This is a genomic window from Paenirhizobium cremeum, assembly GCF_047553425.1.
Taxonomy (GTDB): Bacteria; Pseudomonadota; Alphaproteobacteria; order Rhizobiales; family Rhizobiaceae; genus Allorhizobium; species Allorhizobium cremeum.
Genome location: NZ_CP180217.1, coordinates 350,719 through 371,801, shown reverse-complemented (window position 1 = coordinate 371,801; position 21,083 = coordinate 350,719). Strand labels below are relative to the sequence as shown.

The following is a 21,083-nucleotide window of genomic DNA, read 5'->3' as shown; positions in this document are numbered from 1 at the left end:
ATTGGCCGCAGGTCGTCCGAGCTATCAACGCGGAGAACAGCCATGCATAAGCATTTGCAGAGCCGCATAACTTTTTTGTCCAGACGGTAAAAACGCAAAAAAGGACCATGCCGCGCCAGCAATGCTGGGGCGGCATGGTCCCGTTGCTTCAGTTGTATTTCAGATCTCAGTCCGCTTCACTTTCGCGGCGGTGCTGGCCGGGCGGCACTCCAAAACGGCGGCGATAGGCGCTGATGAAATTCGACAACTGGTTATAGCCAACCATCCAGGCGAGATGCTTCAAGGGAATATCCCGCCTTTCACAGATCATCCTGTGCGCCGTCTTCATGCGGGCGTCCAGAAGCGCCTCGAAAACCGTCATGCCGTAGACATGGCGGAAGCCCTGGTTGAGCCTGCGGGGCGCAAGCCGCACCAACGCGGCAAGCTCATCAAGGCTCGGCGGTGTGCGCAGGTCCGCCATCAGCAGGTGATACGCCTCGCGCACGCGGGCAAGATCGCGCGGCGTGATGGAGGGCTGGACAACAGCGCTTTCGCCCAACCGGTCGAACTGATGCGTCAGCAGTTCGAGCGCCTTGCTCTCGCGCCAGAGCGTCGCCATGTTGCCGCGATAGGGCGGCTGCAGCAGGTCGTGGGCGGCGCGCATCACGGCGCGGTTGATCTCGAACATGTGCAGGATGGGCAACTGGCCATCCTGCAGGGCGTCGCGGATCAGCGGCGGCAGACCGTTGCGGGCCGCCAGATTCTCGAGCGCGTCCGGCTCCAGCATCAGCGTGACGGCGCGCCACTGCTTGCCGGCCTCCAGATGATAGACGATCTCCCGCTCGGCAAGGCTGAGCACGAAGGAGCGTCCCGCCCCCTTCCAGCTCTGCCGCGGATTGCCCTTGGCCTCGATCGCGCCCGCACCATCCAGCATGGCGCCGAAAACGAGGTTGCCGGCCGGAGCATCGCCCTGCGCCCTCAGTTGCCAGGCGTGGGAAGATACGCCCTCGACACGGTAGAGCGCGATACCGGGGCGCACGGGCAGGCGCTCGATGAAGCCGGAAAACGGCCCGTCATCGAATGCTATACGCCCCTCGGAATCGAAATTCCGCGCGTCCCTCGAGGCCGCGGTCTCGGCTATCCACGCCATTTCATCCATTCGAATATTCCCGCTGCAATTCAAAAACAACAATATGCATGATGCATATATACTTTATGAAGGATGGCAGACTGTCAACCTTGCGGATGCATTTTTGCGACAACGGCCTTGCACCATAACCCGGCAATCCGCCTTGTCGACCCGTTCCCTTCCGCGCCGGTTTCCGCTAGATCATGGGGCAAAGGGACCTTGGAATCCATGCCCGTCCGAGAAATCGAACCCGACCGGAGACGCCCGACTTGCCCACGGATGCGCCCGCAGCGCCTCTTGCGAAACACTCTCTCGTGCAGCGAAGGCCCGGCGCCATAGCGTTGGCCGCCATCATCGTGTCAGCCCTGGTCGCCATGCCTGTCGCGGCCATTTTCGTGATCGGGTTTACCGGCGATGGCGGCAACTGGGAGCACATGTTGACGAACGTCGTGCCGCGGGCAGGCCTGCGCACCCTCTGGCTGCTTGCAGCGACAGGCGCCGCGACCGCGATTGTGGGCATCGTCAGCGCATGGCTGGTGGCAACCTGCGAATTCCCATTGCGCCGCGTCCTCTCCTCCGCCCTTGTGCTGCCGCTCGCCATGCCTTCCTATCTCGCGGCCTATGCCTTCGGCGAATTCCTCGATTTTACCGGTCCGGTGCAGAGCACCTACCGGGCGCTATTCGGGTTCCATTCCGTCCGGGACTACAGTTTTCCCGATATCCGCTCGCTCGGCGGCGCCGTTCTGGTAATGTCAGCCGTTCTCTATCCTTACGTGTATCTCTCGTGCCGCTCGATGTTCATGATGCAGGGGCGCGCGGCGGCCGATGTCGCCCGCACGCTGGGCGCCGGCCCCTTCCGGGTCTTCGCCAAGGTGCAGATCCCGATGGCCCGCCCCGCGATCATGGTCGGCCTGACGCTGGTGATGATGGAAACGCTGAACGACATCGGCGCGGTCGAATATCTGGGCGTCAATACGTTGACCTTCTCGATCTACGATACCTGGCTCAACCGCGGCAGCCTGTCGGGGGCAGCACAGATCGCCTGCATCATGCTGGTCTTCGTGGTCGGCCTCCTGGCGCTCGAGCGATGGGCGCGCCGGCAGCAGCGCTTTTCCAGCCACAAGACGACGGCCATCGTCACGGACGCCGTCCGGCTTCATCTGCGGGGTTTCCGCAAATGGGGAGCGACGCTCTTCTGCCTTCTGCCCGTGCTGGTGGGCTTTGCCATTCCTTTCGCCGTACTCGCGGGCTTCGCCCTGCGGCGCCTGGAAAACTTCGCGGAACCGCGCCTGCTGAAAGCGCTCGGCCATTCGGCGATGATCTCGTCCTCGGCTGCTGTCGCGACCGTCGTCCTCGCCTTCGTGCTCGCCTATGCGGCCCGTTCGCATCGCTCGCCGGCGATTTCAGTGGCAAGCCGCGTAGCCTCTCTCGGTTACGGCGTTCCCGGCACCGTGCTCGGCATTGGTGTTCTCATGCCATTGGCATCGCTTGACAATCTCCTCGACGGCGCGATGCGCACATATCTCGGGGTCTCGACCGGGCTTCTGCTTTCCGGCACCGGCTTCGCCATCGTCTATGCGGCGACCGTCCGCTTCCTGACGATGGCGGAAGGCACCATCGATGCCGGCTTCCACAAGCTTTCGCCGCATCTCGACATGGCTTCCCGCACGCTCGGGCGGAACGGCTTCCAGACCTTTCGCGAGGTGCTGCTGCCCAATATGCGTCCGGCGGTCCTGACGGCGGCGCTGCTCGTCTTCATCGAAACCCTGAAGGAGCTGTCCGCAACCATCCTGCTGCGTCCCTTTAACTTCAATACGCTCGCAACCCTCGTCTATGAAGACGCATCCCGCTCCAAGGTGCAGGACGCCTCGGTCGCCGCGATCATCATCATTCTCGCCGGGCTCATTCCGGTCATCATGGTGTCGCGCTCACTCGACAAGAGCCGCTGAAGGGCAATCCCCAGCCCATCCGGACAAGAAAAAAGGGCGGTCTCGACCGCCCTGAAGTTATGCTGTTCAACTGGAGTCGAGTCGATCACAACATCATGTTTTATCGGAACCGAAAGGTTCGCAAACACACGCTCATCGTGTGCACCCAAGTTGCCCTAGCTATGACAAAGGCCTGTTAACAAGTCGTTACCGCCGGGTCCGGACCGTCCCCCCGGAAATGGGGAGCCGGCACCGGACTTGAGGGAAACCGCAACCTAAGATCGCAGATCGGCGAGATCGGCAAACAGCTCCAGCGCCTCCGGATTGGCCAGTGCTTCCTTGTTCTTGACGGGTCGGCCATGCACCACCTCGCGCACTGCAAGTTCGACGATCTTGCCCGATTTGGTGCGCGGGATGTCGGCAACCTCGATCACCTTGGCCGGCACATGGCGAGGCGATGCCCCGGTGCGGATGCGCGTCTTGATCGCCTTCACCAGATCCTCGTCGAGACGGCGGCCCGCCGCAAGCCGGACGAACAGCACCACGCGCACGTCATCGTCCCATTCCTGCCCGATGCAGAGCGCTTCGAGCACTTCATCCATCTGCTCGACCTGATTGTAGATCTCCGCCGTGCCGATGCGTACGCCGCCCGGATTGAGCGTCGCGTCGGAGCGGCCATGAATGACCAGACCGCCGTGAGCGGTCCATTCCGCGAAATCGCCGTGGCACCAGACGTTGTCGAACCGCTCGAAATAGGCGGCGCGATATTTTGCGCCCTCCGGGTCGTTCCAGAACATGACCGGCATCGACGGAAAGGCCTTAGTGCAGACCAGTTCGCCCTTTTCACCGCGCACCGGCCGACCTTCGTCATCCCAGACGTCAACGGCCAGGCCGAGGCCCGGACCTTGGATTTCGCCGCGCCAGACGGGTTTCACTGGATTGCCGAGCACGAAGCAGGAGACGATATCCGTGCCGCCGGAAATCGAGGCAAGGTGCACGTCTTCCTTGATGCCCTCGTAGACGAAGGAAAAACCTTCCGGCGACAGGGGCGATCCGGTCGAGGTGATGAGGCGCAGGCTGGAAAGATCATGCGTCGTCTTCGGTGTCAGCCCACCCTTGCGGACCGCATCGATGAATTTGGCCGACGTGCCGAAGATCGCGAACCTTTCCGCTTCCGCATAGTCGAACAGAATATTGCCGTCCGGATGGAAGGGCGAGCCGTCGTAAAGGCAGAGCGTGGCGCCGGATGCGAGGCCCGAGACCAGCCAGTTCCACATCATCCAGCCGCAGGTGGTGAAATAGAAAAGCTTCTCGCCCTCCTGCAATCCGCAGTGGAAGCGCTGTTCCTTGAGATGCTGCAGCAGCGTGCCGCCCGCCGAATGGACGATGCATTTCGGCACACCTGTCGTTCCGGAAGAAAACAGGATGTAGAGCGGATGCGAGAAGGGCAAGGGTGCGAACTCAATGGCCTTCGCCTCATAGGGCGCGACCAGATCGGCGAGCGTGACGGCGCCGGGAACCGCCGCCGCAAGCGCCTCGGCATCACCGGCATAAGTGACGACCACCAGAGGCGATCCGAGTTTTGCCGATACCGCCTTCACCTTCTCGGCGACATCCTGCTTCTTGCCGTTGTACCAGTAGCCATCGACCGCGATGAAGAGCTTGGACTCGATCTGTCCGAAGCGGTCGAGAACGCCCTGCTCGCCGAAATCCGGTGAACAGGATGACCAGATCGCGCCGAGCGAGGCAGCCGCCAGCATCAACGCAACCGTTTCCGGCATGTTCGGCATCATCGCCGCGATGCGGTCGCCCTCGCCGATGCCACGCGCCTGAAAGGCCTGCTGCAGACGAGAAACCGCGCTGAGCAGACGGTCCCAGGACCATCGGTCCTCGGCCTTGTCCTCGCCGCGGAAGACGATGGCATCGCCCTCGCCGGCCCCTGCAAGCAGGTTCTCGGCGAAATTCAGTTGCGCCTGCGGAAAGAAGCGGGCCTCCAGCATGACGTCGCCGTTTTCCAGAACGACATCCCCCTTGTTGCCCTTCACACCGCAATAATCCCATACGGCCGACCAGAAGCCGGCTCGATCCTCGATCGACCAGGCATGGAAATCATCGTGGTCGGTAAATTCGCGACCGATGCGTTCGCCACACCATTGTGTGAAGCGGTGCATCGGGGTCTGCTTGATGAAGGCGTCGGATGGCACCCAGAGCGGCTTGTCTTCTTGCATGCGTTCCTCCTCGAAAGACCCCGTCTGTATAACAGTTTGCAACGCAATATAAAGTGCTGGAACACGGCTCGCATTTGCAACGGCGCGGCAATTCCTATATCCCGCATCGGCGATACGCGAGACAACCGGACCGAGCCCCGACAGTCCCATGCCCGAAGCGCCGCAGACCATCGAACCGAAAAAGGCCGCCCCGCGCCGGTCGCCGGTCCGGCGTGCGTTGCGGATCTCGCTGGCGCTGCTCAGCGCCGCTCTCCTCGTCTTCCTGATCTCAAGGGCAGCCGCACCCTACCTCATTTCCAGCGGTCTGGTGCGCTCCGCCATGGAGCGGGCGGTCGCGCAGTGGACCGGTCACCGGGTTTCGATCGAGGGAACGCCGGAAATCGTCTTCTGGCCAGAGCCGCGCGTCACCCTGAATGCGGTTACGATCAGCAAGCAGACGGAGAGCGGCCGGAAGGTGCTTGGCAGGGTCGAAAAACTATCGGCATCCTTCGGGCTCTATTCCGCGATCCAGGGCCGCCCCCGCTTCAAGTCCTTCCATTTCCTCAAGCCCGAAGTCTTCGTCGATCGCGACAAGGATGGCCGGCTCGACTGGGCGAGCGAGGGGCTTTTATCCGCTGCGGTCCGGCAGGTCGCGTCGCAGGCGGGCGGCGGGCAGGCGCTGAGCGGCGATCTCGATGCGCCGGTAGGGTCGATCACCGTCGAAAACGGCAGCGTCCGCCTTACGGATGCGGCTTCCGGGCGTGACTACGCCCTGGAGGGCATCGCGGCGGATATCTCGTGGCCGCGTCTTTCCGGAACACTTGAGGCGGAGGCGTCGCTGACATTTGCCGGACGGCAGTTCAAACTGGATTTCTCATCGCCCCAGCCCCTGCTCCTCTTCGGCGGCAAGACGGCGGCGATGGCGTTTTCTCTCGATGGCGCGGCATTCTCGTCGGCCTTCGAGGGCGTCGCGGGCATGGGACGCGCAGATCTCGGTTCCGGCGACCTGAACCTCAATCTCAAGGATGTCCCCGCCCTTCTCGACTGGGCCGGGGTCAGGATCGCCGGCCTCGACAAGCTTAAGGTGGCTTCGCTCCGCGCGCGGCTCTCAAGGGTCGAAAACGAATTGCGGTTCGACGGGCTGGAATTCGTTCTCGACGACATCCGCGGCAGCGGCATTCTGGGGCTTTCCCGTCCGAAGAACGGAAAGCCGCTGCTCAGCGGCACGCTCGCTTTCGACCGGTTGAACATCGCCGACCTCCTCAGTTCGTTTTCGCTGGACCTGCCGTACGAGCAGCCGCGCGACGAAGCCCGCCAGCCGCGTCTAACGCAATGGCTCGACTTCGACCTCACGCTTTCGGCAAGCCAGGCCGCGCTGCCGCCCTTCGATCTCGGCGACGTCGCAGCCAGCATTTTGCTGACGGGAAAGACGGCCAGGTTCGACATTGCCGACGCCGCTTTCGAAGGCGGCGATATCACGGCAAGCTATGCCGGGGCCGAGGGCGATTTTTCCGGAGGGGGCAGTCTGACACTTGCGGTCCGCAACGCCGATTTCGGCGCGGTCATCGACCGGATGCAGATAAAGGGACCGCTGCCGCGCGGGCGCGGTTCGGTCGATCTTGCGCTGAAAACCGAAGACCCCCTGTGGGCGACCGATCTTTCCGAGATTTCCGGCAAGCTTTCCTTCACCACGGAAAACGGCGTGCTACAGGCGATCGACAGCCAGAAATTCCGGGAACTCGCCGCGACCAAGGCCTATTACCAGCTTAGCGCAGCCGGCGGCGAAGCCGGCCTGCCCTATAACCGGCTGGAATTCGTGGCAACCTTCGGCGGCGGTTCGGCGGAGATCGACAAGGCCCGCCTGATCGGACCGAACGAAACGCTCATCCTTTCCGGCATAGTTCCCTATCAGGACAAGGCGCTCGCCGTTTCCGGCGACCTTGTCGCCTCCGATCCCGCCCGCCGCAGCGAGCTTCCGCGCATCCGCTTCTTCGTCGGCGGTTCCTGGCCGGACCCCGTCATCTCGCCCGTCCAGATGCCGGCGGAGGCGCTTCCGCCCCTTCCGGGGACCGTAACGCCCGCACCGTGATTTCAGGCCGTCCGGGCCGCCACATGCTCGTCGCGCTGACGCTGCAGTTCCTGCCGTTTGGTCATGATCGAGGCGAAGATGACGCCCGTCGTCACCAGACCGATCAGGATCGAGCAGACCGCGTTGATTTCCGGCGTCACGCCGAGGCGCACCTGACTGTAGATCTTGATCGGGAGAGTCGTCGCGCCCGGGCCTGTGGTGAAGCTCGCAATAACCAGGTCATCAAGCGACAGGGTGAAGGCCAGCATCCAGCCCGAAACGACGGCCGGCATGATGAGCGGCAGGGTGATCTTGAAAAAGGTCTTGACCGGCGGGCAGCCAAGATCCAGCGCCGCTTCCTCAAGGCTCATGTCGAAGGTCAGCAGGCGAGACTGCACGACGATTGCGACATAGCACATGGTGAAGGTCGTGTGGGCGATCGTCACCGTCATCAGGCTGCGGTCGATATTCATCGCAACGAAGAGCAGCAGCAGCGACAGGCCGGTGATGACCTCCGGCATGACGAGCGGGGCATAGACCATGCCGGAAAACAGCATGCGTCCCGGAAACCGGCCGAAGCGCACGAGCGTCAATGCCGCGAGCGTGCCGAGCACCGTGCCGAACGTCGCGCTCATGATGCCGACGCGCAAAGTCACCCAGGCGGCATCGAGCAGCCCCTGGTTCGACCAGAGCGAGGAGTACCACTTGAGCGAAAACCCGCCCCAGACGGTCACCAGCTTCGAATCGTTGAAGGAATAGACCACCAGGATCAGGATCGGCAGATAGAGAAACGCAAATCCCAGCGTCAGGACGGTCGAATCGAGCTTACCAGGCTTCATCGTTCCACCTCACGCCTTCTCTTGCTGGTTCTGGAAGATCATGATCGGTATCACCAGCAAGATCAGCAGCACCACCGCCACGGCGGAGGCGAGCGGCCAGTCGCGATTGCCGAAGAACTCCGTCCACAACGTCTTACCGATCATCAGCGTGTTTGGACCGCCGAGAAGATCGGGGATGACGAATTCGCCGGTAATCGGAATGAAGCAGATCATTGCGCCTGCGATCACGCCCGGAATGGAAAGCGGTAGGGTGATGCGCCAGAAGGCTTTCCATGGTGGGCAACCGAGGTCGCTTGCCGCCTCCAGCAATGTTCCGTCGAGCTTCTCCAGCGCCGAATAGAGCGGCAGCACCATGAAGGGCAGATAGGAATAGACGATGCCGATGAAGATAGCGGTTTCGGTGCGGAAGATCTGGACCTGCTGGTCCGGCCCAAGGATGCCGACCGTCTGGAGCAGGAGCGTCAGCAGGCCTTCCGGTTTCAGAATGCCGATCCAGGCGTAAACGCGGATCAGGAACGATGTCCAGAACGGCAGGATGACCAGCATGAGCAGTGTCGGACGGATTGCCAGCGGGGCGCGCGCCATAGCGAGCGCCATGGGATAGCCGATCAGCAGCAGCAGCACGGTGGAGATGAAGGCGATCCTGAGCGACGACAGATAGGCGCTGTAATAGAGCGGGTCTTCGGTCAGGAAGAGATAGTTTTCAAAATCGAGCTGGGAGAAGAAATCGCCGATCGCCGAAAACCCCTGGAAGAGCGGCGTATAGGGCGGCATGGCGATCGCCGTGTCCGACAGCGATATCTTCATGATGATGAGAAAGGGCGCCAGGAAGAACAGTGCCATCCAGGCATAGGGCACGAGGACCACCAGCCAGCGGGCGGGCGATGAACTCGTTGTCTGAGCTGCGGTCGCGTCGCTCATCGGCGCCTCCTCAACGGGTCAGCACGAGACCGGCCTCGGCGGGCCAGGTCAGCCAGACCTTGTCGTCCACCGTGATCGGGCGGTCCACGAGGCGCGAAACATTGGCCTGAGCGGCGCGGAAGGTCGATCCGTCGGCGAGCTTGACGATGAAAACCGAGAAGTCCCCGAGATAGCCGATATCCCAGACCTCGCCCTGCAGGGCGTTGGCCGAATTATCGGCAGGCGCGTCCATCGAGATACGTACCTTTTCCGGCCGGATCGCGAAGGCGACGGATGCGCCAGGCTCCGCCTGGCAGGAATGCTGTTCGACATTGACGTTGATGCCGCCTTCGCAGGCGACGCGGGCAAAATCGAGTTCGCCGCGCTTTTCCACCGAGACGAGCTTGCCCTCGACGATATTGATGTCACCGATGAAATCGGCCACGTAGCGGCTGTTCGGCGCCTCGTAGATTTCCGCCGGCGTCGCCACCTGCATGATGACGCCCTTATCCATTACCGCGATGCGGTCGGAGACGGTCATCGCCTCTTCCTGGTCATGGGTGACGATCAGGAAGGTCAGCCCGAGCGTCTGCTGGATGTCCATCAGTTCGAACTGGGTTTCCTCGCGCAGCTTCTTGTCGAGGGCGCCGAGCGGCTCATCGAGCAGCAGCACCTTCGGCCGCTTGGCGAGCGAGCGGGCGAGCGCCACGCGCTGACGCTGGCCGCCGGAAAGCTGGCTCGGCTTGCGCTTGGCGAACTGTTCGAGCTTGACGAGCTTCAGCATCTCCTGAACGCGCGCCTCGATCTCGCCCCTGGCCATGTTGTCCTGCTCGAGACCGAAGGCGATGTTCTTTTCCACCGTCATGTGCGGGAAGAGCGCGTAGGACTGAAACATCATGTTGGTCGGACGCTTGTAGGGCGGCGTGCCGGAAATGTCCCTGCCCTGAAGGAGGATGTGGCCTTCGGTCGGCTCCTCGAAGCCCGCGAGCATGCGCATCAGCGTGGTCTTGCCACAGCCCGAGGGGCCGAGCAGCGAGAAGAATTCCCGCTCGTAGATGTCGAGCGTCAGGTTGCTGACGGCGGTGAAATCGCCGAAGCGCTTGGTGACATTCTCGAACCGGATGAACGGCTTTGCCTGCGGGTCGTTCCAAGGGGAAAATTTGCGTTTGACCGGTCCAAGAGATTTCGCCATCGCGTGACCCAATGTTGAAGACGTGAAAGTAGGGCTGAAACAAAGCCGGGCGGGAAATCCCGCCCGGCAAGGTTTTTCCGGATTAGCTGCCGGTCTTGATCTGCGTCCAGACCCGGTTCAGCACGCGCTGCTCCTTGGGCCCGTAGGGCGAGATCGTGAAGAGTTTCTTGGTCGTCTCCTCGTCCGGATAAACCGACGGGTTCTTGAACACGGACTCGTCCAGGAACTGCTGCGAGGCGAGGTTGCCGTTGGCGTACTGAACGTAGTTTGAAGCCTTGGCGATGACTTCCGGCTTCATCAGGTAGTTGATGAACTCGTGGGCTTCCTCGACATTCTTGGCGTCCGCCGGGATCGCCAGGTTGTCGAACCACATATAGGTGCCTTCCTTCGGGATCACGTAGTCGATCTTCACGCCGTTGTTGGCTTCCTCGGCACGCGCCTTGGCCTGCAGCACGTCGCCCGACCAGCCGATGGTGATGCAGATGTCGCCATTGGCGAGATCGTCGATGTAGGAGGAGGAATTGAAGGTCTTCACGGACGGCCGGATCTTCATGTAGACGTCGCCGCCGGCTTCCAGATCGGCCGTCTCCTTGCTGTCCGGGTTCTTGCCGAGATAGTTCATCGCGATCGCGAAGGTCTCGTCGGAAGCGTCGAGGATGTTGATGCCGCAGGACTTGAGCTTCTCGGCGTTCTCCGGCTTGAACAGCACGTCCAGGCTGTCGATCTTGACGTCGCCGAGGGCGGCTTTCACCTTGTCGATATTATAGCCGATGCCGGTGGTGCCCCACATGTAGTTGACGGCATATTCGTTGCCGGGATCGTACTTCGCCAGCCGCTCCATGACGGCAGGCCACATGTTGGAAAGGTTCGGCAGCTTCGACTTGTCGAGTTTCTGGAACACGCCTGCCTGGATCTGGCGGGCGAGGAAGGGACCGGTCGGAACCACGACATCATAACCAGAGCCGCCGGCAAGCAGCTTGGTTTCGAGAATTTCATTGGAATCGAAGACGTCGTAGACGACCTTGATGCCGGTTTCCTTGGTGAAGTCCTCGAGGATCGATTCATCGATGTAGTCGGACCAGTTGTAGACGTGGACGACGCGATCCTCGGCATTTGCCCCACCGGCAAAAACAATAGCTGCCACGGCCACGGAGGCCCAGCGGATGAAATCGGCTTTCATTTTTTCTCCTGTTCCTGAATCGGGCGGGCAGAACGCCCTTCACCATTCCCTTTGTTTTTTTTGACAGACTAAGAAGGAATTGGTCGGGCGACAAGTTAAATTATGCGCGGCGCAATATCTCCGGCGATCACTGGAAATCGAAGGCCGAAAGGCCCGTCACCATCTCGTCCAGGCCGAGCGGACGGGTGACCGGAGGCTCGGCGCGGGCAAGACATCCCTGCCTCTCGCACAACCTGCAGGCCGTTCCCACAGCGACCGGCGGCGCCGTCGCGATCGCCTGGCCGTAGACCACCTCTTCCCGGTGGGCGATGTCGCAGCCGATCAGCAGCGCGGTGCGCCTGACGCGCTCGGAAAAACCGGCCTGCGGTCCTTCGAGTGTGCGAGAAATCGTCAGGAAACCGGTGCCGTCGGGCATTTCGACGGCATCGACGAGAACCTGCCCCGGCTGGGCGAAGGCGGCGTGTATATTGAGCTTGGGACAGCCGCCGCCGAACTTCGCCTGCGGATAACCCTGAGCGCCGGCCTTGCGGAAGCGGTGGCCGGCCGTATCCACCTCCAGCATGAAGAAGGGAACGCCGGCAGCACCTGGACGCTGCAGCATGGTCAACCGGTTCGCCGCCTGCTCGTATGAGACGCTGAAGCGCGAGCGCAGGATATCGATGTCGTAGCGCGCCCTCTGCGCCGCCGCGAGAAAGGCACCGTAAGGCATGGTCACGGCATGGGCGGCGTAACGCGCGAGTTCGAAGCGGCCGAGCCGTTTCGCCTCCCCGGTCGAGAAGGCAAGCGCCTCCAGTTCTGCAGCGATCTCCTCGCCCAGCGCCAGCAGGCTTGTCTCCATCGCCACCTCCCGCAACTGGTCGAAGGGCGACAGACGCTCTGACAGGAAAAGCCGCATGGAATGGCGGTCATAGCGCCGTCGCAGGTTCGGCATGGCATGGATCGGCAGGGTGCGCACCACGATGCCGTGCCGGCTGCGGAGCCAGGCCTTCAGCGCGACGCCGAGATCGTCGCCGGGTGAAAGAGAGAGCGAGGCATGGAACGCCTCCGCCGCATCCTCGATGCGGGCATGGAAATTCGCCCGCCTCTCCAGTTTTTCCCGCACCTCGTCCACCGGCAGGCGGGTGCCGGAAATCGAGGTCTCATGCCCTTCCCTTGCCAGAAGCTCGGCCAGGTCCGTCAGCCTTGCCGCCTGCTCGCGATAGGCGCGGTAGAGCTTGACGATGCCGGCGGCAGCATTGGGAGCGGCTTCCGCCACTTCGATCAGTTCCTGGTCGCCCGGCACCTCGCCCGAGAGCAGCGGATCGGCAAAGACCTCGCGCAACTGACCGGCCGTGCCGCCCGCCTCGCCCTGCAACTCGTCGAGATCGACCTTGTAGACGGCCGCAAGCTTCAGCAGCAGCTGGACGGTGAGCGGGCGCTGGTTGCGTTCGATCAGGTTGAGATAGGACGGCGAGATGTCGAGCGCTTCCGCCATCGCGGTCTGGGTCAGGCCGAGGCCGTTGCGGATGCGGCGCACGCGCGGACCGGCAAAGATCTTGTTTTCCGCCATTTTACACCCCTTTTACAAAGCTAGACAGATTATCGGACTTCGCCAACTTTACATTTTTTACAAATTTACATCGTCGAATTGTCAAACACAAGACAGCCTAACCTCATTTATCTCATTGTTTTTCCGTTTATTCTGGAAATTTTGTGCAGCGCGCTGTAAATCCAGTCACATCGAAGGCGAGCTGATCGATATCGGAAATTCGAACAGCCCATACAGCAAAGCAAGAGGGAGTGCCTTATGACTGATTTTTACAATCTCGTTCCGACTGCACCGAAAGGTCGCTTTGACGGCATCGACCGTCCGTATAGCGCGGCAGACGTCCAGCGCCTGCGCGGCTCCGTAGAGATCAAGTACTCGCTTGCCGAAATGGGTGCGAACCGCCTCTGGAAGCTGATTAACGAAGAGCCCTTCATCAATGCGCTTGGCGCTCTCTCGGGCAATCAGGCGATGCAGATGGTCCGCGCCGGCTTGAAGGCGATCTACCTCTCCGGCTGGCAGGTCGCTGCGGATGCCAACACCGCGTCCGCCATGTATCCGGACCAGTCGCTCTACCCGGCGAACGCTGCGCCTGAGCTTGCACGCCGCATCAACCGAACGCTTCAGCGCGCAGACCAGATCGAGACCCAGGAAGGCAAGGGCCTTTCGGTCGACACCTGGTTCGCTCCGATCGTCGCCGATGCGGAAGCCGGCTTCGGCGGTCCGCTCAACGCCTTCGAGATCATGAAGGCCTTCATTGAGGCGGGTGCTGCCGGCGTTCACTTCGAAGACCAACTCGCGTCCGAGAAGAAGTGCGGCCATCTCGGCGGCAAGGTCCTGATCCCGACCGCTGCTCACATCCGTAACCTGACCGCTGCGCGTCTCGCCGCCGACATCATGGGCGTTCCGACGCTGATCGTCGCCCGCACCGATGCCGAAGCCGCAAAGCTGCTCACCTCCGACATCGACGAGCGCGACCAGCCCTTCGTCGACTATGACGCAGGCCGCACGGCGGAAGGCTTCTATCAGGTCAAGAACGGCATCGAGCCCTGCATTGCCCGCGCCATCGCATACGCTCCCTACTGCGACCTGATCTGGATGGAAACCGGCAAGCCGGACCTCGAACAGGCCCGCAAGTTCGCGGAAGCCGTGCAGAAGGCGCATCCGGGCAAGAAGCTCGCCTACAACTGCTCGCCGTCGTTCAACTGGAAGAAGAACCTCGACGACGCGACGATCGCCAAGTTCCAGAAGGAGCTGGGTGCGATGGGCTACAAGTTTCAGTTCATCACGCTCGCCGGCTTCCACCAGCTGAACTTCGGCATGTTCGAGCTTGCCCGTGGCTACAAGGAACGCCAGATGGCTGCCTATTCGGAGCTGCAGGAGGCGGAATTCGCCGCGGAGGTCAACGGCTACACCGCGACCAAGCACCAGCGCGAAGTCGGCACCGGCTACTTCGATGCGGTATCGCTCGCCATCACCTCCGGCCAGTCCTCGACGACGGCGATGAAGGAATCGACCGAGACCGAGCAGTTCAAGCCGGCCGCCGAGTAAGGGGCTCGCCACTCATCCGGCACAACCACCACCTTCTCCCCGCGAGCAGGGAGAAGGTCCCGGCAGGGGGATGGGAGGCAACAGCCAACGCGCACAGACAGCAGATCAAAACTTCAAGAACCCCGAATAGAGAGGAGAAATACCATGACCCCGCAGACTCGAGTTAAGGAACGCGCCGAAGAACAGGCATCCGCAATGACCGCCGACCAGCAGGCAATGATCCGCATGGTCGCCAACGACCTGCACCGCCTCAACCAGTCGGTCATGAAGGCCGTCGATGCGGGTGTCTCGGTCGAACTCGTCCGCTCCGCCCGCCACCACGGCGGCGACGGCAACTGGGGCGATCTTCTGATCCCGGTCATCGTCACCCAGAGCAGAAGCGCTGCCTGACGCAATCCATCCGGAGCCCTGCCCGGATCGGTTCCCGCGCAATGATCGCCACGCTTCGGGGGGAGCAGGCCGATCGTTGCGCGGGACTTTGCCTTTGGCCGATGGTCGGACCCGATCCACGCGATCGCAATACGAAATGGCGCGCAATGTAAAGTCGCCAATCTGTCAAATGCCCTTATAGCGTGTTAGTTTTCCTGTCATTTCAGAGGGGGCTCGAAATGGAACTGACGCAGCAGGACATTAACGAGATCGCCGAACTGCTCCCGTCCGCCGACGACGGCAACACTCAGATTGCCGAAATCACCCGACAAGCGGATCTCGCCTGGCCGCGCAACAGGTTGTTCGCCACCGCCGCCAATCTTCAGTTGCTGACGGAAGGTATGATTCCGGGTATAGAGCAGACAAGCCCGCCGGCGATCACGCCCGCAGCGATGCCTGCCAGAACCTTCAGCATCAGCTATGGCTTCATTTCCCTCAAAGACGGATTGGCCGAGGAGATCGAATGGCCTGTCTCCAAGAGCGGCAAATTCGCGTTCGGGGTATCGATTTTGGCAACGGCACCGGCGGGAAAGGCCAGCCAGAAACCGCTTGAAACGTCCATTCGCTTCGCAAGGCGGCAATTTCCGGTAATCGTCACCTATACGAGGTTAGAACAGCACGGCATCCCACCCCATCCGGGCAATCCGAGTACGGTCGGAAGCAGCGCATGCTGGGTCAAACCGGCGATGAAGAACCCTCCCTTCGACCGGGGCATTCTGACCGCCCGCCACGTCGTCGAGCACTTGTCGCTTGGCACCCCGATCGACCTTGATCCTTCCACGGACCACAACACACCGAACCAAGGATATCTCGCCGACGATGGCCACTGCGCGGTAGACGCGGCGGTGATCGAAATCGATTCCACGGACTGGCCGGCCGGCCTGAGTTCGCTCTCCCTGCTCGGTCCGTTTCCAAACCCGACGCACGTTGTCGCTCCCGGCGATGCCGTCACGCTTGACGGACGCCTTACAAACCCAGGAAATCGGTCGGTTCTCTCGCACCATCCGCTGCCCGGCTACTGGGGTTCGATGATGGGCCAGCGGCTCGTGCTCGATGCGCAGGCCCAGGGCGGCGACAGCGGCGCGCTCGCCACCCACAATCATACCGGTGCGGGGGTGGGTATCTACATGGGCGGCATAGACGACGGCAATGGCGGCAGGAACGGCCTCTGCCAGGATCTCTATCAGGCCGTCAAATATCTCGAAGTCGATCCTTATCTCTAAAACGGGAGAACGACATGACCAACCTGACCATCATCGTGCCTGCGGCCGCGGCGGCCGTTCCCGAGAGAACACGCGAAGCAGACAAGGGCGGTGAGCAGCATGGACTAAGGGAAGCAGTTTCGCGCCTTGTAGGTTACGTGCCGAAGGACACGGGGCAGCTTGACAAGAAACTCGCCGAAACCATCGCGCAATTACAGGAAGTCATCGGCAAGATCGAAAAATCATCTGTTGGCTCGATGCAGTTGAAGAGCGTGGAAGTCGGCCTCGCCATCAGCGCCGAAGGCAGCATCGGCATCGTAACGGCTGGCGTGGAAACGAGCATCACACTCTCCTTCGAACGCGTTTAGAGGGCAGGTCCGCCGATTCTTCGGCACGCCGACGCATTTTCTCAACGGCCGGTTCGGCATCAAGGTCTCCGCCGCCGATACCGAAGGAGCGCTCTGTATCATCGACACCCTGCACGACCGGATGGGCGGTCCCGCCGGCTCGCGGCGGCGAAACCTCCGTGGACCGATTGTTCCCGGCTACTCCTGGCCTGATTATCCTTCGCGGCTCGGGCGCCTGCCGGCGAAGAGATCGGCATGTGCCCGCATCAGCCGCGTCATGCGATCGACAACGGTGCGGATTTCCGGGCGATGCCGGTCGTCATTGTTCATCACGATCCACTGGCGATGGCGCAAGGCTCCGATTTCGCCGCCGGCCCGTTCGAGCCTTGGTTCCAGGTCGCCGGCGATGCAGGGGAGCACGGCAATGCCGGCGCCGGCGATGGCCAGATCGCGCAGCGAACTCGGCCGGTTGACGGTGACGACGATGCTTTCCGGCCGGTTTTCATGCGGCCAGCGAAGATAGGATGAAATGGCATTTTCCGGATCGACCGCCAGCCAGCGATTTTCGCCGTCGCCATAGTTGCGCGCCCTGTAGGCGGCGTAGGCGACCTCGCCCAGGAACACCTTCGCAAGGTTCTGCTCCTCCGGTTCGAAGGCCCTGATACCGATATCGGCCTCCCGGTGGGCGAGACTTGCACGCTGTTCGGCGATGAAGAGATCGATGCGGAAATCGTCGCGCCGGGTGCAGATCGCCGAAAAATTCTCGCTAATGAGACGGGCAACCCAAGTGCCGGCTGCAATGCGCACCAGCGCGCGCGCTGCCGCTCCCTGCCGCCAGGTCTCGACCCGGCGGATCGCCGCCTCCATTTCTCCGAGATGGGAAAGGAGCTCGCGGCCGTCATCGGTCAGGCGATAACCCGTCTGACTGCGCAGGAAGAGTTCGCGACCGAGCCGCCGCTCCAGTTCGATCATACGCCGACCGATCGTCGCCGGGCTTAGGCCGCTCGCGGAAGACGCCCCCGTCAGCCCTCCCCGGCGGGCGACTTCTATAAAAAGCTGATAGGCGTCCCAGGCGATGTTTTTCATGAGTGAAAGATATCGCACGGCTTCTGGCGTTTATCCATCGGAATTGGACGTATAAATCGAAAGACGGATTGTGGACCTTAAAGGAGATCCGTCATGCTTAGCGCTCTGGCGACACTTATTGCATTGACCGGCCCGACGCAGCCGCCGGCGAGAACAGCCGAAGCCGAACAGGCCTTTTACGAGACCCATACCGGACCGTTCGGTGGCCGGCTGTCGCGGTGGCGTCGGCGGGTGGGAGCAGGGTTCAGGCAATTGATGGCGCGAACGACGGTTGCGAAGCGCTCAGCGGTGGAGAGCCGTTCGTCGAAAGGAGACATCCGCAGGATCGCGGCGTCCGGCCGGCAGTCGCTCGCGGGCCGCGAGCGGACACCATGCCGTCAATGTTGACGCTTCAGCCGGCGAGGCCGATAGCGAGTGCGGCAATGGCCGCAGCCGCGCCGAAGCAGATGATGGCCATGTTGCGAAGACGCGCCAGTTCGGCGTCGCGCGTTCTGGCAATGGCGATGGCACGGGGCTTGCGATCTTGTCTGTTGTTCATCGGCTCTATCCTGGAGACTGCCGTTCAGGGAAATCAATGCCGTTTCTGCGCGGCAATCCGGTCCGACCTCATGTCCCATTCCGAGTGGCATCTTGCACTGCGGAATGCCGGCATAGGTCGAGAATGATCTAGCCACGTTAACAAGAACTAAATTATGGCATTAAGCTTGCGCAGAACACCATGAATGCGGAAATTTTGTTGCTGCGCATGCAAAATGCTGCAATTGCGACAATTCTGTCACATGCTTTCGCCGGCAGCGCGGCCGGAGGCCCAGGCCCACTGGAAATTATAACCGCCCAGCCAACCGGTGACGTCGACACATTCGCCGATGAAGTAGAGTCCGGGCACGGATTTCGCCATCATCGAGCGGGAATCGAGGCCGGCCGTATCGATGCCGCCGAGGGTGACTTCCGCCGTCCGGTATCCTTCCGAGCCGGCGGGCTTGATCGGCCATCTCCCGAGGAAGGAACCGATGGTATCCAGAACCTTGTCGGAAAGGTCCGCAAGCGACCGTTCGATGCGGTGACGCTCGGCGACGTATTGCGCAAGCCTCTTCGGCAGATGCTGCGCCAGCACTGTCTGCACGGCCTGCCGGCCGTTTTCCTTCTTTGCAGCCTTCAGCAGGGCGGAAAAATCGAGATCCGGCTCCAGCGACAGGGTGATTTCGTCGCCTTCCCGCCAATAGCTCGATATCTGCAGGATGGCGGGGCCTGAAAGCCCCCGGTGGGTGAAAAGCAGCGCCTCTCGAAACGCCGTCTTGCCGTGGCGCGCCTCCGCGTCCACCGCAACACCGGAAAGCACCGACAACTCCGCCAGCAGATTGGGTTCCAGCGTCAGCGGAACGAGGCCGGGCCGTGTCTCGGTGACCGCCAGGCCGAAATCCCCGGCGACGCGATAGGCAAAGCCGGTCGCGCCCATTTTCGGAATGGACTTGCCGCCGGTTGCGATCACCAGCGCCCGCGCCTCGACGGGGCCCTCATTCGTAGCGACACGGAAAGTGTCCACGCCTTTTTCGATCCCGACGATTTCCGTCCCGAGCCGCAGTTCGACGCCGCCGGCACGCATCTCATCGAGCAGCATGCGGATAATATCCTTGGCGCTGTCGTCGCAGAAAAGCTGTCCGAGCGTCTTCTCATGCCAGGCGATCCCGTGCTTCTCGACCATGGCAACAAAATCGGAGGGCGTGAAACGGGCGAGCGCCGATTTGGCGAAATGCGGGTTGGCGGAGAGAAAATTCTTCGGCCCGGTATGGATATTGGTGAAATTGCAGCGACCGCCGCCGGAAATGCGGATCTTTTCCCCCGGCGCCTTCGCATGATCGAGCACCACGACCGAACGGCCGCGCTGTCCAGCCGTCAGAGCGCACATCATGCCGGCCGCACCGGCGCCTATCACAGCAACATCAAATATACGCGCCAATTTCCGGCCCCTGCGTCAAAGAAGATCTGTCTTTTCGATCGCATCTCCAAAGTCAATGATCTTCCCCCCTCGCCAATTCGAGAAGTCCGCGTATGATGACGCCATCAACAACCCCAACCGGTGAGACATGCCTCCGAAGAAAAATATGCTCAGACCCCAAGGCGCAGCGTCCAAAAAGGTGAGCATACCTCCGGATCCCGGGTCCAAGCGTGGGGTGAAGACATGGAAGGAAGCGACCGCCTGGCTGCGTGCCCGCGGCATCGAGGACATCGAGTGCATCACGCCCGATCTCGCCGGCGTTCCACGCGGCAAGATGATGCCGACCTCGAAATTCACCTCCAACACCTCTCTGGCACTGCCTTCCGCGCTCTACCGCCATACGATTTCGGGCGAGTATCCGGAGGAGACCGGCAACTTCCGCTACGAGCCGCGCGACAGCGACCTGAAGCTCATGCCCGACCTTTCGACGCTTTCCGTGGTGCCGTGGGAGACGGACCCGACCGCACAGGTGATCTGCGATGTCGTCGGCTCCGATGGCGAGCAGACGTCCTACACGCCACGCAACGTTTTGAAGAACGTGCTCAAGCTCTATGAGGACAAGGGATGGCGGCCGGTCGTGGCGCCGGAAATCGAGTTCTACCTCGTTGCCATGAACGACGACCCGGACTATCCGCTGCATCCGCCGAAAGGTCGCTCCGGCCGTTCCATCCTCGGCGGTCAGGGCTATTCGATCGCCGGCATCAACGAATTCGACGAGCTGATCGACGACATCTACCATTTCTCGGAAAAGCAGGGCCTCGAGATCGACACCCTGATCCACGAGGAAGGCCCGGCTCAGCTCGAAATCAACCTGCGCCACGGCAATCCGATCGAGCTTGCCGACCAGGTGTTCCTGTTCAAGCGCACGATCCGCGAGGCGGCGCTGAAGCACGGCATATACGCCACCTTCATGGCCAAGCCGATGCAGGGCCAGCCGGGATCGGCCATGCACATCCACCAGTCGCTGGTGGACGTCGAGACGGGCAAGAACATCTTTTCCAATCCCGACGGCTCTGCCTCGAAGGAATTTTTCCATTTCATCGGCGGCATGCAGGCCTTCGTGCCGAAGACGCTGGTAATGATGGCGCCTTACGTGAATTCCTACCGGCGCCTGACGCCGGACATGTCAGCGCCGGTGAACAATGCCTGGGGTTATGACAATCGCACTACGGCCTTCCGCGTGCCGGTTTCGGATGCCGCCGCCCGACGCGTGGAGAACCGCCTGCCGAGTTCGGATGCCAATCCGTATCTCGCGCTCGCGGCTTCGCTTGCCTGCGGTTATCTCGGCATCGTCAAGCAGGTCGAACCGACGGCCGCCTCCGAGGGGACGGCGAACGAGGGCTCGGTCGAGCTGCCGCGTGGGCTGCTCGAAGCCGTGTCGCTGCTCGAGTCCGAACCCGCTCTGGCCGAAGTGCTGAGCGAGGAGTTCATCGGCCTTTATGCCGGCGTGAAAAGGGGAGAGTTCGAGACCTTCATGCAGGTCATCAGTCCGTGGGAACGCGAATTCCTGCTGCTGAACGTCTGA

At 61.8% G+C, this 21,083-nt stretch carries 18 protein-coding genes; 8 read left to right on the top strand and 10 right to left on the bottom strand.

What is annotated here, in order from left to right; translation table 11 throughout:
• Window positions 1–166 precede the first annotated feature (166 nt).
• Window positions 167–1,138 (bottom strand): helix-turn-helix domain-containing protein, encoded by a 972-nt coding sequence (locus ACLBKR_RS01790; RefSeq protein WP_113447357.1) that lies wholly within the window; start codon window positions 1,136–1,138, stop codon window positions 167–169.
• Between the two features lie 344 nt (window positions 1,139–1,482).
• Between ACLBKR_RS01790 and ACLBKR_RS01785 the strand changes: the two genes are divergently transcribed.
• On the top strand, window positions 1,483–3,057 hold the full coding sequence (locus tag ACLBKR_RS01785) for an ABC transporter permease (RefSeq protein WP_414901697.1): 1,575 nt from the start codon (window positions 1,483–1,485) through the stop codon (window positions 3,055–3,057).
• A gap of 254 nt (window positions 3,058–3,311) precedes the next feature.
• Here the strand turns inward: ACLBKR_RS01785 and ACLBKR_RS01780 are convergent, their stop codons facing one another.
• Window positions 3,312–5,264: an acetoacetate--CoA ligase gene (locus ACLBKR_RS01780; RefSeq protein ID WP_113339705.1), complete on the bottom strand. Its 1,953-nt coding sequence runs from the start codon at window positions 5,262–5,264 to the stop codon at window positions 3,312–3,314.
• 148 nt (window positions 5,265–5,412) lie between these two features.
• On the opposite strand from ACLBKR_RS01780, the gene ACLBKR_RS01775 reads away from it, so the two are divergent.
• Window positions 5,413–7,332: an AsmA-like C-terminal region-containing protein gene (locus ACLBKR_RS01775; protein WP_113447359.1), complete on the top strand. Its 1,920-nt coding sequence runs from the start codon at window positions 5,413–5,415 to the stop codon at window positions 7,330–7,332.
• A gap of 2 nt (window positions 7,333–7,334) precedes the next feature.
• On the opposite strand, the gene ACLBKR_RS01770 is transcribed toward ACLBKR_RS01775, so the two are convergent.
• The 5 genes from ACLBKR_RS01770 to ACLBKR_RS01750 all read right to left on the bottom strand — a co-directional run bounded on the left by ACLBKR_RS01770 (window position 7,335) and on the right by ACLBKR_RS01750 (window position 12,971).
• A complete protein-coding gene (locus tag ACLBKR_RS01770) occupies window positions 7,335–8,150 on the bottom strand; it encodes an ABC transporter permease (protein WP_112828390.1) in 816 nt (271 codons plus the stop codon).
• Between the two features lie 9 nt (window positions 8,151–8,159).
• Complete coding sequence (locus ACLBKR_RS01765; protein WP_113442098.1) at window positions 8,160–9,071, bottom strand: ABC transporter permease subunit; 912 nt, start codon at window positions 9,069–9,071, stop codon at window positions 8,160–8,162.
• 10 nt (window positions 9,072–9,081) lie between these two features.
• Window positions 9,082–10,242: an ABC transporter ATP-binding protein gene (locus tag ACLBKR_RS01760; RefSeq protein WP_113339703.1), complete on the bottom strand. Its 1,161-nt coding sequence runs from the start codon at window positions 10,240–10,242 to the stop codon at window positions 9,082–9,084.
• Between the two features lie 82 nt (window positions 10,243–10,324).
• Window positions 10,325–11,422, bottom strand: coding sequence for a polyamine ABC transporter substrate-binding protein (locus ACLBKR_RS01755; protein ID WP_113339702.1), 1,098 nt, complete (start codon window positions 11,420–11,422; stop codon window positions 10,325–10,327).
• A gap of 127 nt (window positions 11,423–11,549) precedes the next feature.
• Window positions 11,550–12,971 (bottom strand): helix-turn-helix domain-containing protein, encoded by a 1,422-nt coding sequence (locus tag ACLBKR_RS01750; protein ID WP_112828394.1) that lies wholly within the window; start codon window positions 12,969–12,971, stop codon window positions 11,550–11,552.
• A gap of 237 nt (window positions 12,972–13,208) precedes the next feature.
• On the opposite strand from ACLBKR_RS01750, the gene aceA reads away from it, so the two are divergent.
• The 4 genes from aceA to ACLBKR_RS01730 all read left to right on the top strand — a co-directional run bounded on the left by aceA (window position 13,209) and on the right by ACLBKR_RS01730 (window position 16,497).
• Window positions 13,209–14,498, top strand: coding sequence for an isocitrate lyase (gene aceA / locus ACLBKR_RS01745; protein WP_112828395.1), 1,290 nt, complete (start codon window positions 13,209–13,211; stop codon window positions 14,496–14,498).
• A gap of 144 nt (window positions 14,499–14,642) precedes the next feature.
• A complete protein-coding gene (locus tag ACLBKR_RS01740; protein ID WP_112828396.1) occupies window positions 14,643–14,888 on the top strand; it encodes a hypothetical protein in 246 nt (81 codons plus the stop codon).
• Between the two features lie 218 nt (window positions 14,889–15,106).
• Window positions 15,107–16,150, top strand: coding sequence for a hypothetical protein (locus ACLBKR_RS01735; protein ID WP_113447360.1), 1,044 nt, complete (start codon window positions 15,107–15,109; stop codon window positions 16,148–16,150).
• Window positions 16,151–16,164: 14 nt separating this feature from the next.
• Window positions 16,165–16,497 (top strand): hypothetical protein, encoded by a 333-nt coding sequence (locus ACLBKR_RS01730; protein ID WP_113447361.1) that lies wholly within the window; start codon window positions 16,165–16,167, stop codon window positions 16,495–16,497.
• A gap of 192 nt (window positions 16,498–16,689) precedes the next feature.
• On the opposite strand, the gene ACLBKR_RS01725 is transcribed toward ACLBKR_RS01730, so the two are convergent.
• Entirely contained in the window at window positions 16,690–17,562 is an 873-nt protein-coding gene (locus ACLBKR_RS01725; protein ID WP_113439294.1) for a LysR family transcriptional regulator, read from the bottom strand.
• Between the two features lie 93 nt (window positions 17,563–17,655).
• Between ACLBKR_RS01725 and ACLBKR_RS01720 the strand changes: the two genes are divergently transcribed.
• The gene (locus ACLBKR_RS01720) at window positions 17,656–17,949 is read left to right on the top strand and encodes a hypothetical protein (protein ID WP_162757919.1); all 294 of its coding nucleotides are present in this window, start codon (window positions 17,656–17,658) and stop codon (window positions 17,947–17,949) included.
• 4 nt (window positions 17,950–17,953) lie between these two features.
• On the opposite strand, the gene ACLBKR_RS01715 is transcribed toward ACLBKR_RS01720, so the two are convergent.
• Both ACLBKR_RS01715 and ACLBKR_RS01710 read right to left on the bottom strand, forming a co-directional pair.
• A complete protein-coding gene (locus tag ACLBKR_RS01715) occupies window positions 17,954–18,100 on the bottom strand; it encodes a hypothetical protein (protein WP_162748311.1) in 147 nt (48 codons plus the stop codon).
• Window positions 18,101–18,337: 237 nt separating this feature from the next.
• On the bottom strand, window positions 18,338–19,471 hold the full coding sequence (locus tag ACLBKR_RS01710; protein WP_414901695.1) for an NAD(P)/FAD-dependent oxidoreductase: 1,134 nt from the start codon (window positions 19,469–19,471) through the stop codon (window positions 18,338–18,340).
• Between the two features lie 175 nt (window positions 19,472–19,646).
• Here ACLBKR_RS01710 and ACLBKR_RS01705 point away from each other — a divergent pair, with 175 nt between their 5' ends.
• Window positions 19,647–21,083, top strand: coding sequence for a glutamine synthetase family protein (locus ACLBKR_RS01705; RefSeq protein ID WP_112828401.1), 1,437 nt, complete (start codon window positions 19,647–19,649; stop codon window positions 21,081–21,083).

Coding starts and splice junctions, on each gene's coding strand:
- ACLBKR_RS01790 (WP_113447357.1), bottom strand. CDS start 1,138: ATGGATGAAATGGCGTGGATAGCCGAGACCGCGGCCTCGAGGGACGCG.
- ACLBKR_RS01785 (WP_414901697.1), top strand. CDS start 1,483: ATGCCTGTCGCGGCCATTTTCGTGATCGGGTTTACCGGCGATGGCGGC.
- ACLBKR_RS01780 (WP_113339705.1), bottom strand. CDS start 5,264: ATGCAAGAAGACAAGCCGCTCTGGGTGCCATCCGACGCCTTCATCAAG.
- ACLBKR_RS01775 (WP_113447359.1), top strand. CDS start 5,413: ATGCCCGAAGCGCCGCAGACCATCGAACCGAAAAAGGCCGCCCCGCGC.
- ACLBKR_RS01770 (WP_112828390.1), bottom strand. CDS start 8,150: ATGAAGCCTGGTAAGCTCGATTCGACCGTCCTGACGCTGGGATTTGCG.
- ACLBKR_RS01765 (WP_113442098.1), bottom strand. CDS start 9,071: ATGAGCGACGCGACCGCAGCTCAGACAACGAGTTCATCGCCCGCCCGC.
- ACLBKR_RS01760 (WP_113339703.1), bottom strand. CDS start 10,242: ATGGCGAAATCTCTTGGACCGGTCAAACGCAAATTTTCCCCTTGGAAC.
- ACLBKR_RS01755 (WP_113339702.1), bottom strand. CDS start 11,422: ATGAAAGCCGATTTCATCCGCTGGGCCTCCGTGGCCGTGGCAGCTATT.
- ACLBKR_RS01750 (WP_112828394.1), bottom strand. CDS start 12,971: ATGGCGGAAAACAAGATCTTTGCCGGTCCGCGCGTGCGCCGCATCCGC.
- aceA (WP_112828395.1), top strand. CDS start 13,209: ATGACTGATTTTTACAATCTCGTTCCGACTGCACCGAAAGGTCGCTTT.
- ACLBKR_RS01740 (WP_112828396.1), top strand. CDS start 14,643: ATGACCCCGCAGACTCGAGTTAAGGAACGCGCCGAAGAACAGGCATCC.
- ACLBKR_RS01735 (WP_113447360.1), top strand. CDS start 15,107: ATGGAACTGACGCAGCAGGACATTAACGAGATCGCCGAACTGCTCCCG.
- ACLBKR_RS01730 (WP_113447361.1), top strand. CDS start 16,165: ATGACCAACCTGACCATCATCGTGCCTGCGGCCGCGGCGGCCGTTCCC.
- ACLBKR_RS01725 (WP_113439294.1), bottom strand. CDS start 17,562: ATGAAAAACATCGCCTGGGACGCCTATCAGCTTTTTATAGAAGTCGCC.
- ACLBKR_RS01720 (WP_162757919.1), top strand. CDS start 17,656: ATGCTTAGCGCTCTGGCGACACTTATTGCATTGACCGGCCCGACGCAG.
- ACLBKR_RS01715 (WP_162748311.1), bottom strand. CDS start 18,100: ATGAACAACAGACAAGATCGCAAGCCCCGTGCCATCGCCATTGCCAGA.
- ACLBKR_RS01710 (WP_414901695.1), bottom strand. CDS start 19,471: ATGATGTGCGCTCTGACGGCTGGACAGCGCGGCCGTTCGGTCGTGGTG.
- ACLBKR_RS01705 (WP_112828401.1), top strand. CDS start 19,647: ATGCCTCCGAAGAAAAATATGCTCAGACCCCAAGGCGCAGCGTCCAAA.